The sequence below is a fragment of the Ilumatobacter fluminis genome (assembly GCF_004364865.1).
In the GTDB taxonomy this organism is placed as follows: Bacteria; Actinomycetota; Acidimicrobiia; order Acidimicrobiales; family Ilumatobacteraceae; genus Ilumatobacter; species Ilumatobacter fluminis.
The window spans coordinates 2,651,363-2,668,355 of the sequence record NZ_SOAU01000001.1; the positions used below are offsets into that span (position 1 = coordinate 2,651,363).

Annotated in this window: 16 protein-coding genes and 1 tRNA gene; 6 read left to right on the plus strand and 11 right to left on the minus strand. The window is 68.4% G+C overall.

The features are described 5' to 3' along the window. Positions 1-84 precede the first annotated feature (84 nt). Entirely contained in the window at positions 85-756 is a 672-nt protein-coding gene (locus tag BDK89_RS12030) for a hypothetical protein (RefSeq protein WP_133869174.1), read from the minus strand. Positions 757-866: 110 nt separating this feature from the next. On the opposite strand from BDK89_RS12030, the gene BDK89_RS12035 reads away from it, so the two are divergent. The 4 genes from BDK89_RS12035 (at position 867) to BDK89_RS12050 (ending at position 3,725) form a co-directional block, all read left to right on the plus strand. Beyond that, complete coding sequence (locus BDK89_RS12035; RefSeq protein WP_133869175.1) at positions 867-1,781, plus strand: SDR family NAD(P)-dependent oxidoreductase; 915 nt, start codon at positions 867-869, stop codon at positions 1,779-1,781. 35 nt (positions 1,782-1,816) lie between these two features. Beyond that, positions 1,817-2,182: a DUF2237 family protein gene (locus BDK89_RS12040; protein ID WP_133869176.1), complete on the plus strand. Its 366-nt coding sequence runs from the start codon at positions 1,817-1,819 to the stop codon at positions 2,180-2,182. A gap of 76 nt (positions 2,183-2,258) precedes the next feature. Beyond that, positions 2,259-2,888, plus strand: a complete 630-nt coding sequence (locus BDK89_RS12045) for a hypothetical protein (protein WP_133869177.1) — start codon at positions 2,259-2,261, stop codon at positions 2,886-2,888. Positions 2,889-2,930: 42 nt separating this feature from the next. Next, positions 2,931-3,725, plus strand: coding sequence for a thioesterase family protein (locus BDK89_RS12050; protein WP_133869178.1), 795 nt, complete (start codon positions 2,931-2,933; stop codon positions 3,723-3,725). On the opposite strand, the gene BDK89_RS12055 is transcribed toward BDK89_RS12050, so the two are convergent. From BDK89_RS12055 to BDK89_RS12075, 5 genes are all read right to left on the minus strand, one after another. Continuing rightward, positions 3,722-4,414: a response regulator transcription factor gene (locus BDK89_RS12055; protein WP_133869179.1), complete on the minus strand. Its 693-nt coding sequence runs from the start codon at positions 4,412-4,414 to the stop codon at positions 3,722-3,724. The genes BDK89_RS12050 and BDK89_RS12055 overlap by 4 nt on opposite strands. A 35-nt stretch (positions 4,415-4,449) precedes the next feature. Further along, the gene (locus BDK89_RS12060) at positions 4,450-7,125 is read right to left on the minus strand and encodes a lipase family protein (RefSeq protein WP_133869180.1); all 2,676 of its coding nucleotides are present in this window, start codon (positions 7,123-7,125) and stop codon (positions 4,450-4,452) included. 104 nt (positions 7,126-7,229) lie between these two features. Beyond that, the gene (locus tag BDK89_RS12065) at positions 7,230-7,445 is read right to left on the minus strand and encodes a hypothetical protein (protein ID WP_133869181.1); all 216 of its coding nucleotides are present in this window, start codon (positions 7,443-7,445) and stop codon (positions 7,230-7,232) included. A gap of 413 nt (positions 7,446-7,858) precedes the next feature. After that, positions 7,859-7,932: transfer RNA gene (locus BDK89_RS12070), tRNA-Val, on the minus strand. Between the two features lie 157 nt (positions 7,933-8,089). After that, the gene (locus tag BDK89_RS12075; RefSeq protein WP_166657549.1) at positions 8,090-9,319 is read right to left on the minus strand and encodes an HNH endonuclease signature motif containing protein; all 1,230 of its coding nucleotides are present in this window, start codon (positions 9,317-9,319) and stop codon (positions 8,090-8,092) included. Between the two features lie 162 nt (positions 9,320-9,481). Here BDK89_RS12075 and BDK89_RS12080 point away from each other — a divergent pair, with 162 nt between their 5' ends. Further along, a complete protein-coding gene (locus BDK89_RS12080; RefSeq protein WP_133869183.1) occupies positions 9,482-10,513 on the plus strand; it encodes an isopenicillin N synthase family dioxygenase in 1,032 nt (343 codons plus the stop codon). 45 nt (positions 10,514-10,558) lie between these two features. Here the strand turns inward: BDK89_RS12080 and hemW are convergent, their stop codons facing one another. The 5 genes from hemW to hrcA form a co-directional block, all read right to left on the minus strand. Next, complete coding sequence (gene hemW, locus BDK89_RS12085) at positions 10,559-11,632, minus strand: radical SAM family heme chaperone HemW (protein WP_133869184.1); 1,074 nt, start codon at positions 11,630-11,632, stop codon at positions 10,559-10,561. 25 nt (positions 11,633-11,657) lie between these two features. Continuing rightward, on the minus strand, positions 11,658-12,167 hold the full coding sequence (locus tag BDK89_RS12090) for a transcriptional regulator (RefSeq protein WP_133869185.1): 510 nt from the start codon (positions 12,165-12,167) through the stop codon (positions 11,658-11,660). A gap of 104 nt (positions 12,168-12,271) precedes the next feature. After that, positions 12,272-12,946, minus strand: a complete 675-nt coding sequence (locus tag BDK89_RS12095; protein ID WP_133869186.1) for an RsmE family RNA methyltransferase — start codon at positions 12,944-12,946, stop codon at positions 12,272-12,274. After that, on the minus strand, positions 12,943-14,076 hold the full coding sequence (dnaJ, locus tag BDK89_RS12100; protein ID WP_208294055.1) for a molecular chaperone DnaJ: 1,134 nt from the start codon (positions 14,074-14,076) through the stop codon (positions 12,943-12,945). The genes BDK89_RS12095 and dnaJ overlap by 4 nt, the downstream gene beginning before the upstream one ends. Beyond that, positions 14,076-15,071: a heat-inducible transcriptional repressor HrcA gene (gene hrcA / locus BDK89_RS12105; RefSeq protein WP_133869188.1), complete on the minus strand. Its 996-nt coding sequence runs from the start codon at positions 15,069-15,071 to the stop codon at positions 14,076-14,078. The genes dnaJ and hrcA overlap by 1 nt, the downstream gene beginning before the upstream one ends. A 119-nt stretch (positions 15,072-15,190) precedes the next feature. Between hrcA and BDK89_RS12110 the strand changes: the two genes are divergently transcribed. Continuing rightward, a complete protein-coding gene (locus BDK89_RS12110) occupies positions 15,191-16,903 on the plus strand; it encodes a glutamine--tRNA ligase/YqeY domain fusion protein (protein WP_133869189.1) in 1,713 nt (570 codons plus the stop codon). Positions 16,904-16,993 lie beyond the last annotated feature (90 nt).

The following is a 16,993-nucleotide window of genomic DNA, read 5'->3' on the forward strand; positions in this document are numbered from 1 at the left end:
GCTCCACCCTAGAGCCCCGAGCGCCCGAACGCTGTGTGGGGGCGTTCGACTCGCCACGACACGCGCGCAATGTCGCGGCCCGACTCAGGAGATCAACAGGTCGGTCACGCTGATCGTCGTGAACGCCAAGCCCGCTGCAATGAAGGAGATGACGCCGAGCACGTTGGCGACGTCGAGGGCCGGATCCATGCGCCGCCATCGACTCGGTCCGGGCGCGACGCGGTCGAGCGCCGCCTGACGGACATGGTGCGTCCACCGCAACGCGCGGAACGCCTTGGCCACCTTGTAGCGATCGCTGAACGTCGCATAGTGCCGATTCCAACCCGAACGCGGCTCGAGATCGGCGTCACGGGCCCGAGCCAGCGGATAGGCCATCGCGAGGGCGATCCAGGCGATGGCGATGCGGATGAGCACGGCCAGGACCACGAAGGCCCACGCCGACAGGAGTCCGTGCTCGACCGACTCCGGCGATCGGTAGTTGACCCGGAAGTCGTTCTCGACGCGTTCGACGAAGTGGATGAGGCTGGCGAAGGCAGCACCGCCGAAGAACATCCAGTAGAACGACTTCTTCACGAACCACGCGATCAGCAGCCGACGACTGTCGCTGCGGCCGGGGCCGAGACAGACATCCGGTTCGATCCGACCTGGGACGAGCGTCGCCGTAGCCGCCACCGAGCGGTACTCGGGAGGCACGGCGTCGGGTCCGAAACGCCGGGTCGGCGACTCGTCCCTGCTCGAATCGTCAGCGGTGGTCATGGCGATCGTCCGGAGCGGAGTGGTCCCAGTCTACGAGGAGGGGACGAGCACCCATCGAGCCGTGTTCGCCGGCGCGGCTACGATCGCTCCAGCTCACGAGGGGGTTCATCATGGAGCTGGGTTCTGGGAAGGTCGCGGTCGTCACCGGGGCAGGCAGCGGCATCGGGTTGGCACTGGCGAACGGATTCGCCTCGGCCGGCTGCTCGGTCGTGCTCGCCGATGTGCAGGACGACGCACTCGCTGCCGCCGCCGACGAGGTCGGCGCCCACGGCGTCGAGACGCTCGCACTGAAGGTCGACGTCAGCAAACGCGAGGAGGTCGAGGGGCTCGCTGCCACCACGGTCGACCGGTTCGGTGGGGTGCACGTGCTGTGCAACAACGCCGGCGTCGTCGGTGCGGGCGATCCGTGGCTCGGCCCGATCGAGGGCTGGGAGTGGGTGATGGGCGTCAACTTCTGGGGCGTCGTCCACGGCATCCGGGCGTTCCTCCCCCACCTCGTCATGTCGGGCGGCGGCCACATCGTGAACACCGCCTCGATGGCCGGGCTCTATCCCGGTCTGGCCGGGCCGTACGACGCCAGCAAGCACGCTGTCGTCGCCGTCAGTGAGAACCTCTACAACAGCATGCAGGCGGCCCAGATGCCGGTCGGCGTGAGCTGCCTGTGCCCCGGCTGGGTGAAGACCGGCATCGTCGACTCCGACCGCAACTGGCCGGCCGAGCTCGGCGAACTCCCGCCTCGAGACATCGCGCAGGAGATCCAGATCGGCCACGTGCGCCGCGCCATCGACGAAGGCATGCAACCGTCGGCCGTTGCATCGCTGGTGCTCGACGCCGTCCGCGACGACCGCTATTGGGTCATCCCACACGGCGACTGGCTGGAGATCGCGCTCGAACGCTGGCATCGCGTGGCCGAGCGGCAGAACCCGGAGCCACCCGAGGAGTTCCCCGGCATGCCGCCCCGCTCCGAGATGATCGCCCAGATGATGGAGGCCATGGCGCAAGCCATGGGCGACGGCGCCGGCTGACCCGTCGGCGCGGCCTCGCCTGCTACAACGGGGCGATGCAGCAGATCAACGTGCTCGGCACTGAACTCATGCCCTGCTCGTACGACCCGCGCACCGGCTACTACCGAACGGGCTGCTGTGAGAACCGCGGCGACGACCCGGGCCTGCACGTGGTGTGTTGCCGGGTGACCGACGACTTCCTCGCCTTCTCCGCCGAGCAGGGCAACGATCTGTCGACGCCGATGCCCCAGTACGGATTCGCCGGCCTGACCGACGGCGACCAGTGGTGCGTCTGCGCCGACCGCTGGGCCGAGGCGCTGTCGGCCGGACGCGCCTGCCCCGTCGTACTGGAGGCCACCCACGTGAGCGCGCTCGAGTACGTCGACCTCGACGATCTCGAGCGGCACGCCGTCGAATCCTGACCGTCCGGCGCTGACCATCGCGCCGGTCGGCTGATATTCGGTCGACGTCGCCCGTGAAGTCTCGTACCGTTGCTCCATGCGACGGACTGGAACGGCCCTGATCGCCGCCCTGCTGGTGTTCGCCGGCTGTGGCGGCGACGACACCGACTCGACGGACAGCGACGACGCGGCGGCGGACGTGTCCGGGGACGCCGGCGATGATGCCGAGTCCGGTGACGCCGAGTCCGATAGCGACTCTGACGCCGACGTCGCCGACGCTGACGGCGGCGACGCTGACGGCGGCGACGCCCCCGCCGCAGGGAACGGCACCGCCACGGTCGTGATCGACGGCACGACGTATCAGTTCGCACAGGTCGAGCCCGGCCCCGACGACGACTACTACACCTTCTGCTCCACCGTGGCGGGCACGCTCCAAGCCGTGTTCCCGCTCGTCGACGACGCGGGCACCGTGGTCGAGGGCGGCGAGCTGTCGGTGATCTTCCTCGAACCCGGCGGCATCGCGGCCGATCAGGGTGAATCCCCCGAGTTCTCGGTGTCGGTCGACCAGCAGTTCTGGTTCCACGAAGAAGGGCAGCCGATCGATGTGCCGGCTGACGGCCGATCGGCGAGCGGCACCGCCACCTTGCTGCAGTCGGGCACCATGAACGCGGAAACGGGCGCGATCGAGACGACGCCGTTCGACGTCACCATCGAGATGTCCTGCTGAGCGAAGCCGCACCGCGCCGACGAGCGCTGCCACGATAGGACCGTGGGGCACTTCGACGACGAGACCGCGATCCGGCACGAGGGCGACGGTCGCTGGACGACGTCGATCACCGATCGCTGGAACATCGGGCAGACCGCGAACGGCGGATATGCGACGCTCGCCGCCCTGCGGTCGTTGAGCGAGATCACCGAGCAGCCCGATCCGATGTCGGTGACCACCCACTTCCTGCGTCCCGTCGATGCCGTCGGCACCGCGACGATCGAGGCCGAGCTGGTGAAGCGTGGTCGCACGGTCTCGGTCGGTCGTGCCTCGCTCGAGCTCGACGGGCGGCAGCGGCTGACGACGACCGGCGCGTTCGGCGACCTGACTCGTGACGTCGGCGCCGACGGTGCCGTCACCGTGGCGCAGCCGGAGGTGTCTCCACCGGAGCGCTGCGTGCCACGAGCCGAGCTCGATCAAGGCGTCGAGTTGCCGATCCTCGATCGTGTCGACGTCGTGATCGACCCGTCGTGTGCACGAGCGGGCGGTTCGGATCGAGCCGTCGTGTCGGGTTGGGTCCGGTTCGCGGACGGGACCGATCCGACGACGATGGCACTCACGATGTTCGCCGACGTGTTCCCACCGTCGCTCTATCCGCTCATGGGGAGCGTCGGGTGGGTGCCGACGATCGAGCTGACCGTCCACGTCCGCCGCCGACCAGCGCCCGGGTGGGTGCTCGCCCGCTTCGAATGCGACGACCTCGCCGGCGGCCGGATGATCGAGACCGGATCGCTCTGGGACAGCAGCGGCGCGCTCGTCGCCCGCTCACGCCAGCTCGGGCTGCTGCTGGAGCGTTAGTCGTGTTCGGAGAGCCAGAGCAGGACCGATCGGACGCGGCGGTTGCTCTCGGGTTCGTCGGTGAGGTGCAACTTGGAGAAGATCGAGTTGATGTGGCGCTCGACCGACTTCTCGCTCATGTGCGCCCGTTCCGCCACGGCGCTGTTGCGCAAGCCCTCGGCGACGAGTGACAGCACCTCGCGTTCGCGTTCGGTCAGTTCGTCGAACCGGGACGGCCGCTTCGAGCGGGACTGCACGAACACCTCGACGGCGGCCGGGTCGATCATCGAGCTGGCCGAACACACGGCGTCGATCGCGGACGCGAGTTGCCGTCGGTCGGCGACGTTCTCCTTGAGGAGGTAGGCCAACCCCTCGGTGCCGTCTTCGAGCAGTTCGATCACGTAGTCGGCGTCGAGGTACTGGCTCAGCACGATGACGCCGGTGTCGGGGTAGGTGGAGCGGATCTCGCGTGCGGCCGCGACGCCCTCGTTCGTGTGCGTCGGAGGCATCCGGATGTCGGTCACGACGAGATCGGGTCGGTGCTCGGCGACCGCCGTCATCAAGCCGGGCCGGTCGTCGGCTTCGGCGACGATCTCGACGCCGGGCAGCGTGCCGAGCACAGCGGCGACACCTTGCCGGAGCAACAGCGCATCATCGGCGATGACGACGCGCGTCGCCTCGACGGTGTCGCCCGTCTCCGCTCCTCCCATGCGGTCCAGGGTAGATCGCAGCGCCCCGCCCACGGTCAGCCCCGCACGCCGCGGGACGTCGCGAGGATCCGTTGGCGCCCGTCGTCGTCGATCATGATGTAGGCCACCCACCAGTCGTTCGGGTCGCTCCCGACCCAGATCGCCGTGCGTTCGGGCGAGTTGGTGTCGGCCTTCGCCTCGACCCGGTTGACGCCGAACTGCTTGTAGTAACCGTTCGGACCCACCACGTTCGGATCACGGTCGAACAGCACGATCAGATCGTGGTCGCCCGGGTCGCCGACGCTCCAGTAGAAGTCGATCGTGTCGGGTGAGCAGCAGTTCTCGTTGCGGCGCAGCGACACGCTGGGCAAGCCGGGGAAGTACTCCTGCTTCGAGACGATCTCGCCGAACATGTTGACGTACGCAACCCAGTGGTCCCAGCTCTTGCCGACGCTCGTCGTGTAGCTGTTGTCGCCGTCGTCGTCGACCCAGCGGTCGCGGATCGGGTTCGAGGCGCTGGTGAGGGTGCCGGCCTTCTCGAACAGCCCGATCCAGTCGCACGGCCCCTCGATCGGCGACGTCCACCGGAGGCGGAACTCGCCACCCGAGATCGAGATCGAGGCCGTCGGCTTGCCGACGAAGTCCGTGATGTTCAGACGTCGGTCGTACTCGGCACGGCCGTGGTCGGCGAACGAGGCGATCAGCATGTTGGAGCAGCCGCCGTAGTTGCGTCCGTCGCCCTGTTCGATGCGGAGTCGGGGGTCGTCGTCGACTGCGTGGAGCACCACCATGTTGCGCAGATGCGTGTAGTCGGTGTCGCCGCCACGTGGCGGTACGTGCGGCACGATGTCGGTCGCATTCGCCACGGCGTACGACTGGGGCACGAAGCTGGCATGGTGGCCGGACATGGTGCGGGTCATCGAACGGGGTGCGCCGAAGGTGTAGGTGACGACCTCGTCGCGGTCGTAGCCGCGTGCCATCAGTTCGTCGACCAGGTCGAGTGAGCCGAGCGTCGCCAGGGCGCCGCCGAGGCTGTGGCCGGTGAAGTACACACGGGCGTCGGGCACATCGGAGAAGTCGACCAGCGCCAGCACGTTGAGCAGCTTCGTGCGCGAGGCCTGATAGCCGGCTTCGAATCCCTCGTGGACCGCCTTGTTCACCAGCTGGCCGTCGGGCAGCCGGAAGCTGGTGAGCTCGGCTGCCAGGTCGGTCTCGATGTCGCGGAAGTCGGTGAGCGAGAACTCGGTGCCTCGAAAGGCCACCACGACGTCGTAGGTGGCGACGTTGCGGGCAACGATCACCTCGGTGTCGACCTCGAAGGACGCACCACCATCGGTGCCACGGAAGGCGCCGACGAGCTTCCAGCACTCCATCTCGTCTCGCATCTGAACGGCACCGCCACCGTAGGTGTCGAGCGTCGCCCCGATGCGCTCGCCGGGATCGATCTCGTACACACGGGAGGAGATGCCGTACATGGTGCGGGCGGTCTGCCAGTCGAAGGTGAGGGCGTCGGAACCGGCGCACTCGGGACGGTCGTCGTCGGTGTCGTACCGGGTGTCGATCCGACGCTCGGGTGCGCCCGACGCCGATGCCGGCTCGTACGCCCACGAGGCCACGCTGCCGAGGTGGTCGATGACGACGTCGACGCTCGAGTGCTGCGAGTTCTGGAAACACACCTCGCCATCGGCACCGATCGGCGCGATCGCCACGTTGGGGTCGACGGAGCCGTCCCGGAAGTTCACGTTCGACGCCACCGGCGGGTCGCTCTTGACGTCCGACGAGATGAGCTGGCCGTCACCGGCACCCGACGCCCCGATCGGGGTCAGGTTGACGAGCGCAGCATCACCGACGGCGCCTTCGACGGCGACGCACAACTGCCCGGAGGGCGGGATGCGCTCGCCGCCGAGCCGACGCCGGGTGTCGACGACCCGGTTCGGTGCACCCGACTCGGTCGCCGAGCGGAACGCCGACGCCGCGATGCTCCCGAGGTGGTCGGCCACGAGGTCGACCGAGGCGTGCACCGAGTTCTGGAAGCACACCTCGCCGTCGACACCGATGAGTGCGACGGCCACGTTCGGGTCGACCGTGCCCGGACCGAAGTTGACGTTCGACGCCACGGGCGGATCGTTCTTCGCGTCGGACGAGATCAGCTGGCCGTCACCGGCGCCCGACGCCCCGACCGGCGTGATGTTGACGAGCGCAGCGTCGCCCGGGTCGCCCTCGACCGCGAAGCACAACTGACCCGCCGGTGCGACCCGGTCGCCGCCGAGTTGCTCACGCGTGTCGACGACGCGATTGGGCGCTCCGGTGGGCGTCGCCATCCGGTACGCATGGTCGACGATCGTGCCGAGGTGGTCGGCGACGAGGTCGACCGAGGCGTGCACCGAGTTCTGGAAGCACACCTCACGATCGGATCCGATCGGCGTGACGGCGACGTTCGGGTCGACCGTTCCGACCCCGAAGTTCACGTTCGAGGCGACCGGCGGGTCGTTCTTGACCTGCGACGAGATGAGCTGGCCGTCGCCCGAACCGGTCGCACCGACCGGCGTCAGGTTGACGAGTGCGGCGTCCTTCCAGCCGCCCGCCACCGTGAAGCAGCGTTGATCCGCCCGCTCCAGGTCGGCCTGTGCCGTGCCCGCCATCGCGAACGCCGTCACACCCGTGCCGATCAGTGTTGAAGCCATCGCCATGCCCCACCGCCGGCGGCGGATTCCCTGCTGCTGCCCATCCATGCCCCCACCGTGACAGGCCCGAGACGACGACGACAGCGAGATGTCCCGACGCCGACCGAGGGTTATCCCTCACCCCACCTGCGCGCCGACGCCCGCCGCCGAGCTCACGCTCTGACGACGCCGTGTCTCCTGAACAGGAGACGTGCGCGACGAGCCTCGGTCGCCACGCCGGTGCGGACCCGGCCGAGCGACTTCGAGGACGTCGACGAGAAGGTCGACGGAGCGCTTCGAGCGCTGCGCACACGGCGGGCCTCGAGGTCGTTCGTGAGTCGGCGGCGCCGTTCGTCGTGCTCGGCGTGCAGTGCGAGTTCGTTGTACATGCCGCTTATTCAAGCAGCTTGAACCAATTGATTCAAGTCTTTTGAACAGATATTCGAACGGCCTGAACAATGGACGCTGTGGGTGTGAGCGACCGCTGCGCCAGCGGGTCGAGGAACCTCAGGCATCGCCCAGTGCGACTGGCCACGAGGATCCGCGGAACTCCCCCGGGAACGACCGCCCGGGGCTATTCGCTGCTTGCGGGTAGCCGAGGAGTTCGGCCGGCCCCTGATCCTCTCGGTCACCATCGCCGTGCTGAACCCGTCGAACCACTTGGGTCGCGTGTACTCACCTCGTCAAGGAACAAGATACTTGCATGAGCCAGCGTGATCTTCCTGGAGCGCGCCGCCCTGAACTTGACCCGTCTTCTCAGGAACGACAAAGCCCCGGCACGAGGGCCGGGGCTTCTACGGGGTGGGCGTACGAGGAATCGAACCTCGGACCTCCACCGTGTCATGGTGGCGCTCTAACCAACTGAGCCATACGCCCGTAGCGGGTGCGTACGTTACCAGCGCCGACGGCTACGTCACACCCTGTTCACGTCAGAACTCGTCCAGGCTCGTCCCGGCTGCGTCGGCCGAGATCCGAACCCCTCCCCGGTCTCCCGAGCGCATCCGCTCGCGACCCGTCGCAGCGCTGGGTTGCGTCAGTTCGAAGAAGACGTCGGTGTCGGTGCAGGGTCGGGCCAGCTGACGGTCAGCCAGTCCCATTCGACCGGGCCCATCGGTGGCGGTCGGTATCCGTTCGCCGGCAGTTCGAGCCGGGCCGGAGGTTTCGGGGCCCCGCAGGGCTCGAGTTGTCGTCCGGCTTCGTCGGTGAACACCAGCCCGGTCGGCTCGTCGGCGTTGCCGGTGATGCCGAGCCGACCCTGGTGATGCATCCGATGATGCTTCGGGCACAAGGCGACGAGGTTCCACGTGTCGGTCGGGCCGCCGTCGATCCAGTGGATGATGTGATGGATTTCGATGATGCGATCGTGATCGCATCCCGGCACCCGACACCCGCGATCACGGAGCTTCACGACACGACGGGTGCGCTCGGGCACGATGTGCTGCGCACGACCCAGATTGAACGGCACACCGTCGTGCTCCCAGACCGGCTGGATGATGCCGTCGCAGCAGACCTTGTCGCGGACCGAGTCGGGCATCCGGACGCCGCTCGCCTCGGTCGACGAACCCGATGCGGCGTCGAGGTGGAGCCAGACCTTGCTGCGATCGCGGCGCAGCGGCGACTCGATGCCGTCGGCGTACCGCTCGAACACCTCACGCAGGCAATCGGCCTGACTGATCTCGCGCTGACCACGGTTCCACAGTTCTTCGCGGGCGTGCATGAGCAGCGCGTTCATCATCGAACCGGTGTCGAGATCGAACTCGCCACGGATCTGCCAGCGATGGTCGTCGGTGACGCCGACGGTCACCCGGTCGACCTCGGACGGCTCGGGCTGCGTCTCCGCCGCCCCATCGGCGGGAGCGTCGTCGCTGGCGTCGGACTCGGGGCCGTATCGCATCTTGATCGATCGACGGATACGTGACGGCGTCGCGACGAGCGCCCAGTCTTCGAGGTGGGCGTCGGCCGACGGTGGCGCCTTGACCAGCTCGGCGACCTGCTCGAGCGACAGCTCGCCCTTGTCGAACCGGCCGATGATCGTCGGGAACTGGTGCCGCTTCTCGGCGACGGCGAGGACCAGGTCGGCCCGGGTGCGGGTGATGCCCGCCTGATGGGTGAGCCACTGCGCCGGCGAGACACCGCTCCACGTGCCGAGATCGATCGCCTGCCGCACGACCCGGGTCATCGCGGCGTTGGCGAGATTCAGCGCGCCGGCGACCTCCGCTACCCCCTCGTCGGAGGCACACATTTCGGAGAATGTGACGACCATGCAGATACAGTACACCAGTTCGTTCACGGTGACCATGCCCAGCTCATCGATGTTTCAGATGTGCATTGTTCACGCATTCGTGCCTGCGATGGCCGCCCGGAGACGGAGTGCTTGAGCACTCGAGACGCTCGCCGAACCGGGGTGCGGCAGACTGGCGGGGTGATGGATCTGGTCGACCTGGGGGCCGTCGTCGCCGACCCGGAACTGAGCGGCAGCGCTGCGATCGAGACGGCTCGATCGCTCGACCGGGCCTGTCGTGAACTCGGCTTCTTCCGCCTCACCGGGCACGGCATCGACCCCGCCCTCGTCGACCGGCTGGCGATCGAGGCCCAGGCGTTCTTCGACCAACCCGACGAGGTGAAGGCCGAGGTCGCGATGTCGAGAGCCGGCGCTGCCTGGCGCGGGTGGTTCCCCGTCAAGGGCGAGATCACCTCGGGTCGCCCCGACCGGAAGGAGGGTCTGTACGTCGGAGAGGAGCATCCCTCCGACCACCCACGGGTCGAGGCCGGCACCCCGCTCCACGGAGCCAATCGTTTCCCGCCGGGGTCGCTCGGGCCGACGGTGCTCGAGTACCTCGACGCGATCCGGCCCGTGGCCGACCTGGTCATGCGAACCACCGCCGTCGGGCTCGGACTCCCCGCTCGCTGGTTCGAGGACAACCTCACCGCAGAGCCGACGCAGCTGTTCCGGATCTTCCACTACCCCGACCTGCCCGACAACGAGACGTCGGACGAGTACGGCGTCGGCACCCACACCGACTACGGCCTCCTGACCTTGCTCCTGCAGGACGACCGGGGCGGACTCGAGGTGCAGCGCCCGGACGGCACGTGGTTCGACGTGCCGGCAGAACCGGGCGTGCTGGTGTGCAACATCGGCGACATGCTCGACCGGCTCACCGAGGGCCGGTACCGGTCGACCCCGCACCGCGTGCGGAACACGAGCGGACGGAGCCGGTTGTCGTTCCCCTACTTCTTCGACCCGTCGTGGGACGCCGAGGTCGTGCCGCTGCCGTTGGAAGGCTCGCCACCGGCCGATGACGGCGAACGACGATGGGACGGCGCGAGCGTGCACGCCTGGAGCGGGACGTACGGCGAGTACCTGACCGCCAAGGTGGCGCGGGTCTTCCCGGAGCTCTTCGCCTCGGTTCGGGCGGGCGGAGGGTCCGGCCACCCGGGGTCAGGTGATCTCCGGTAACGGCTCGTTCCTCGCCGTCACCTCCGACACCTGACCCCCGACCCGTCAGGTCTTGAGTCTCGTGGCGATGTCGTTCTGCACGAGGCGGCCGGCTCTGGTGAGGACCCAGCGGTCGCCGGCACGCTCGACCAGACCGGGCAGCTCGTCACCGTCGAGTGCGTCGAGCGGAACGCCCGGACGGAGACGCAGCAGCAATTCGAGCCGCTCGAACTTGCGGGTGTCGGCGTCGAGGGTCTCCCCCGCCGCCTCCGTCGACTTCCCGTCGGCCACGAGGTCGATGTAGCGGTCGGGTGTTCGCACGTTCCACCACCGACGACCCGAGTCGTGCGAGTGCGCTGCGCAGCCGAAGCCCCGGTAGTTCTCCTGGCGCCAATAGATCATGTTGTGCTCGCACTCGTGGCCCGGCTTCGCCCAGTTCGAGATCTCGTAGTTCTCGAGGCCGGCGGCCGTCAGCCCGTCGTCGACCACCTCGTACTTGTCGGCCTGGTCGTCGTCGTCGGGATGCCGCGCCGTGTCGGCCGCGAGTGGCGTGCCGGGCTCGACGGTCAGCCCGTACGCCGACACGTGCGGTGGCTCCAGCGCCACGACTGCGTCGACGGTGCGGCGCCAGTCGTCGACCGACTCACCGGCGGCGCCGTAGATGATGTCGAGGTTGAACGTCGGCAACCCGACCTCACGGATGGCCGCAACAGCCCGCTCTACGTTGCGCTGATCGTGTCGACGCCCCAACGTGCCGAGCACGTGCGTCGCCATCGACTGCACGCCCAGGCTCACCCGGTTCACGCCGTGCTCGACGAAGGCCCGCAGCAGCGCGGCGTCGACGTCGTCCGGGTTGCACTCGACCGACACCTCGGCCCCGTCGATCTTCGGGATCGCGTCGATCACGGCACCCAGTTCGTGAGGCGGCACCATCGACGGCGTGCCCCCGCCGACGAACACCGTGGTCGCGACCGGCATCCCATCCGCGACGGCGCGTTCGATCTCGACGCGGAGCGCCTCGAGGTAGGCCGTGGTCAGGTGATGCCGGTCGGTCCACGTCGCAAACGCGCAGTAGTCGCACTTCGACGCGCAGAACGGGATGTGGACGTACACCCCGAACGGTTGCTGGTCGGCCGACATGTCGGCCAGTGAACCAGGAGCCGGGTCAGTTCGGGCGGAAGACGAGGTCGAGCGCCTCGAGGCGGAGCGCCACCTGATCGACCGGGATGTCGAGCATGGCGGCGATCGCACGCTTGTCGTCGGCGCGGATCGTGAGCACGCGACCGTTGAAGTCCTGGCGCTGCACCTGGATCATGCGCAGGAAGCGGGTGAGCATCTCGAACGGGGCACCCGACAGCTGGCTGAGCTTCAAGATGTCGATCGCCAGCTTCGGACGCGGGCCGGTGCCCTCTTCGGCGTTGCCGGGATCGCGGTCGCTGCGCGGCAGCAGCTGGTCGACCGGCACGCGGTAGAACTGGGCGAGCCGATCGAGGCGCGGCAGCGATAACGCACGTTCGCCACGCTCGTAGGCACCGAGCACCGACGCCTTGAACTCTTGCTCGGACTGAGCTTCGACGTCGTGCAACGACAGACGCTTCTGCTTACGGATCGCGCGCAGGCGTTCACCGACCTGGACGCTGTAGCCAGCGTCGTCGTTCTCTTCTACTGCGTCCATCGGTCTCCCTCAGATGCTGTGTGGTCGCCCGAAAATCTACCAGCATGACGACACAGCGTGGCAATGTCGTCCGGTACACCCTCAGTTCTTCCACCCGCCGCCACTCAGCGTAGCCGCAACCGGGAAGCCACCGCCAGGGCCGCCGTTTCGACGCGCAGCACGGTGGCACCGAGACCCACCTGATCGGCGGCCGCCGACAGCTCGGCCTCGGACCAACCGCCTTCGGGACCGATCGCGACGGCCCGATCACGGTCGGTGATCGGACGTCCGCCCGGCTCGGCAACGGCGAACTCGTTTAGCACCGCACTGGCGTCGACCGGACCGACGAGCGACGGCAACCACACGCCACGCGACTGCTGCAGCGCCTCGGCCATCACCTTGCCCAGCTTCCGACGGTGCTTGTCGGCCCGCTCCGGATCCCACCGCACGACCGAGCGGTCGGCATGCAGCAGCGTGATCTCGTCGACGCCCAACTCGGTCAGCTTCTGCACGATCCACTCCGGGCGGTCCCGCTTCGGAACCGCGACCGCGATCCGAGCGGGTTCCGTCGTCCGCTCGTCACGGCACACCGGCCCGTTCGGCTCGAGCACCCCGCCGGCGGAGCGACACACGCGCCAGCCACCGGACCCGTCGGTCACCGTCACGATCTCGCCATCGCGGACGCGCAACACGCGAAAGAGATGGTGGGCGCTGTCGTCGTCGAGCGTCACCATCTCGATGTCGTCGAGCAGCACGTGGGCCGCGGCATCGCGCAGCAGTGCTCGCTCGTCGGGCGTCACGAGAAGGCGGACTTGATCTTGGAGAAGAGTCCGCCGGAGAACTCACCGACCTCTTCGCCGCGCCCCTCGGCGTACGACTCGAGCAACTTGCGTTCGTCGCCACTCAGCTTCGTCGGCACCTCGACCCGGACGACCGCCCGCAGATCGCCACGACCCCGGCCCTGCAACCGAGGCACGCCACGGCCACGGAGGAGGAACTCGTGCCCGGGCTGGGTGCCCGGTGGCACGATCAGGTCTTCGTCGCCGTCGAGCGTCGGCAGCAGCACCTTCGTGCCGAGCGAGGCCTGCGCGATCGAGATCGGCACCTCGGTGACGAGATCATCGTCGACCCGGCGGTACCGGTCGTGGGCACGCACCCGCAGGTGCACGTACAGGTCGCCCGGCGCCCCACCGCGCGGCCCGGCGGCGCCACGACGGGTGAGACGCAACGTCGACCCGTCGACGACACCGGCCGGCACGTCGACGTTGTACGTCTTGTCGACCGTGACGCGGCCCTCACCGCGACACGACTCGCACGGCGTGGTGATGACCTGACCCAGACCGCCACAGCGCGGGCACGGGCTCGACGACACCATCTGGCCGAGCACGCTCTGGCGCACGCGACGCACCTGACCGGCACCATCGCACTCGGAACACGTGACCGGCTGCGTGCCTTCGCCGGCGCCACTGCCGTCGCACGTGTCGCATCGCTGTGGCAGCTTCAACTCGACCGGGATCTGAGCCCCGAACACCGACTGCTCGAAGTCGATCGTGACGACGACTTCCATGTCTTGCCCGCGGGGCGGGCCGGACGGTCCGCGACGACCCCCACCGAAGGGGTTGCCGCCCTGCCCGCCGAAGAAGGCCTCGAAGATGTCGCCGAGACCGCCACCACCGAACAGGTCGTCGAAGTTCTGGCCGCCGGCACCGCCGACGCCCTGCTCACCGAACCGGTCGTACCGGGCACGCTGGTCGTCGTCGGACAACACGGCGTACGCCTTCGACAGTTCCTTGAACTGCTCGGCGGCCTCCGGGTTGTCCGGGTTCGCGTCGGGATGCAGATCACGCGCCCGCTTGCGGTACGCCTTCTTGATCTCGTCGGCACTCGCCGTGCGCGACACACCCAACAACTCGTAGTAATCGGCAGCCATCAACCGTCTCCCAACCTGCGCCCCAGCTGGTCGCTCACGATGTCGACGGTCGCCAGGGCTTGCGGATAATTCATGCGGGTCGGGCCGAGCACTCCGACCGACCCGACGTGTTCGCCGTCGACCACGACGGGCGCGACCACGACCGAGCACGCGGACAGCGGCTCGACTCCGTGTTCGACGCCGATCGCCACCGACATCCCCCGGTCGACGATGTCGCGGACGAGCGACACCACCACGAACTGTTGCTCGAGGGTGTGCAGCACCTGCCGCACCACCTCGACGGCGTCGAACGCCTCGGCCATCGTCGACACACCGCCGACGTAGGCGGGCTCGTCGTCGCTGCCGTGGACCGACATCGCGTCGAGCGCCAACCGGCACAGCTCGTCGGTCGAGGCGTCGCCCGTGTCGGGCACGCTGCCCGTACCCATCACCCGATCGACGAGATGCGTCGAGAGGTGCACCGTCGCCGCAGCGAGCGCTGCGTCGCTGACCTCCTCGCCGATCTCGATCACCTCGTTGTCGACGCTGCCGTTCGCGAACACGAACACGACCGTGGCGGCGGTGGCCGACAACCGGACGATCTGGGCACTCCGGATCGGCACCTCGGCCGCCTTCGGACCCACCACCACCGCCGCGTTGCGCGTCAACTGGGTGAGCAGATCGGAGGTGTGGTGCAGCATCTCCTCGAGCCGACCGTGCGACGCCTCGAAGAACTCGCCGACCTGACGCGTCGTGAGGGCGTCGGCCTGGCCCGGACGGCCCAGGTGATCGACGAAGAAGCGGTAGCCCTGATCGGTGGGCACCCGCCCGGCCGAGGTGTGCGGCTGGGCCAGGTAGCCCTCCTGCTCGAGCACGGCCATCTCGTTGCGGACCGTGGCCGACGACACGCCGACGCCGGGGGCGCGAGCGACGTGGGTGGACCCGACCGGCTGAGCGGTCGCGATGTACTCCTGCACCACGGCGCGGAGAATGGCGGCCTTGCGATCGTCCAACATCTTGGCAGTCGATCCTACCGAGTGCTAACGCCTCGTACCGACACCCGACCGGGTGGAAGCGCCCGCCACCGAACCGATGACCCGCAGGGCGCCCGCTGCCCTCCATACTGGAGGCCGCTATGGCAGCCGACGACACCGACACCACTCCCGAGGAGTCCACCGAACGGACCGACTTCGTGCGCGAGCGGGTGCAGCACGACCTCTCCACCGACCGGTTCGGCGGCCGCGTCCAGACGCGTTTCCCACCGGAACCGAACGGCTACCTCCACATCGGCCACGCCAAGGCGATCCATCTCGACTTCGAACTCGCGCGCGAGTTCGGCGGCACGTGCGTGCTCCGTTTCGACGACACGAACCCCGACACCGAGGACACCTCCTTCGTCGAGGGCATCATCGCCGACCTCAACTGGCTCGGCTACGAGCCCGACGACGTCGTCTACGCGAGCGACTACTTCGAGCAGCTCTACGAGTGGGCCGAACTCCTCGTCCACGACGGCAAGGCCTACGTCGACGACCAGGATCTCGAAACCATCCGCGCCCAGCGCGGCGGCTACGGCAAGCCCGGCATCGAGTCGCCCTGCCGCGACCGCTCCGTCGAGGAGAACCTCGACCTCCTCCGTCGCATGCGTGCCGGCGAGTTCGACGACGGCGCCATGGTGCTGCGCGCCAAGATCGACATGCAGCACGAGAACATGCAGCTGCGCGACCCGGTCATGTATCGCATCCGCCGTGGCCACCACCACCGCACCGGCGACTCGTGGGTCATCTACCCGACGTACGACTGGGCGCACGGTCAGAGCGACGCCATCGAGGGCACGACCCACTCGCTGTGCACCCTCGAGTTCGACAGTCATCGCCCCCTCTACGACTGGTTCCTCGAACAGCTGCCGCTCCCGAGCGATCGGCCGTACCAGACCGAGTTCGCCCGCCTCGAGCTGACCCACACGATCACCTCGAAGCGCAAGCTCGCGCAACTCGTCGCCGACGGCGTCGTCGACGGCTGGGACGACCCCCGCCTCCCCACGGTGCGCGCCCTGCGCCGACGCGGCTACCCGGCGGAGTCGATCCGCGAGTTCTGCACCTACATCGGTGTGGCCCGCACCAACAGCCGCCACCAGATCGAACTGCTCGAGTCGTTCGTCCGCACACGCCTCAACCGCACGGCCCAGCGCCGCATGGCGGTGCTGCGTCCGCTCCGCCTGTCGATCACCAACTGGCCGACCGGCGACGACGGCGAACCCGTCGTCGAGCACTTCGACATCGTGAACAACCCCGAGAACGCCGACGACGGCACCCGCTCGGTCGCGTTCACCGGCGAACTGTGGATCGAACAGGACGACTTCATGGTCGACCCACCGAAGAAGTTCTTCCGTCTCTCCCCCGGCCGCGAGGTACGCCTCCGCGGTGCGTTCCTCGTGACGTGCACCGGCTTCGAGACCGACGACGACGGCAACGTCACCCGGGTCCTCGCCGAGTACGACCCGGAGACGAAGGGCGGCTCGGCCCCCGACGGCCGCAAGGTCAAGTCGACCATGCACTGGGTCTCGGCGCCCCACGCCCTGTCGGCCACGGTCGCCCTCTACGAACGACTCTTCTCGGCCGAGGTGCCGGGCGGTGAGTCGGGCGATCCGTTCGACGATCTCGACCGCTCGTCACGCGAGGTGCTGTCCGAGTGCAAGGTCGAGGCAGCACTCGGCGACACGACGCCCGGCGAGGTCGTCCAGTTCGAACGACTCGGCTACTTCGCGCTCGACCCGCGCGACCCGATGTGGTTCCACCGCACCGTCGGCCTCCGCGACGAGTGGGCCAACATCCAGAAGCGCAACGGCTGACGCGCCCGACGGTGGGTCGGGTCCAGCCCGCCTCACGTCACACGACGACCACACCACAAAACGTTCAAGTCACGCGCGTCTTCGACCGAC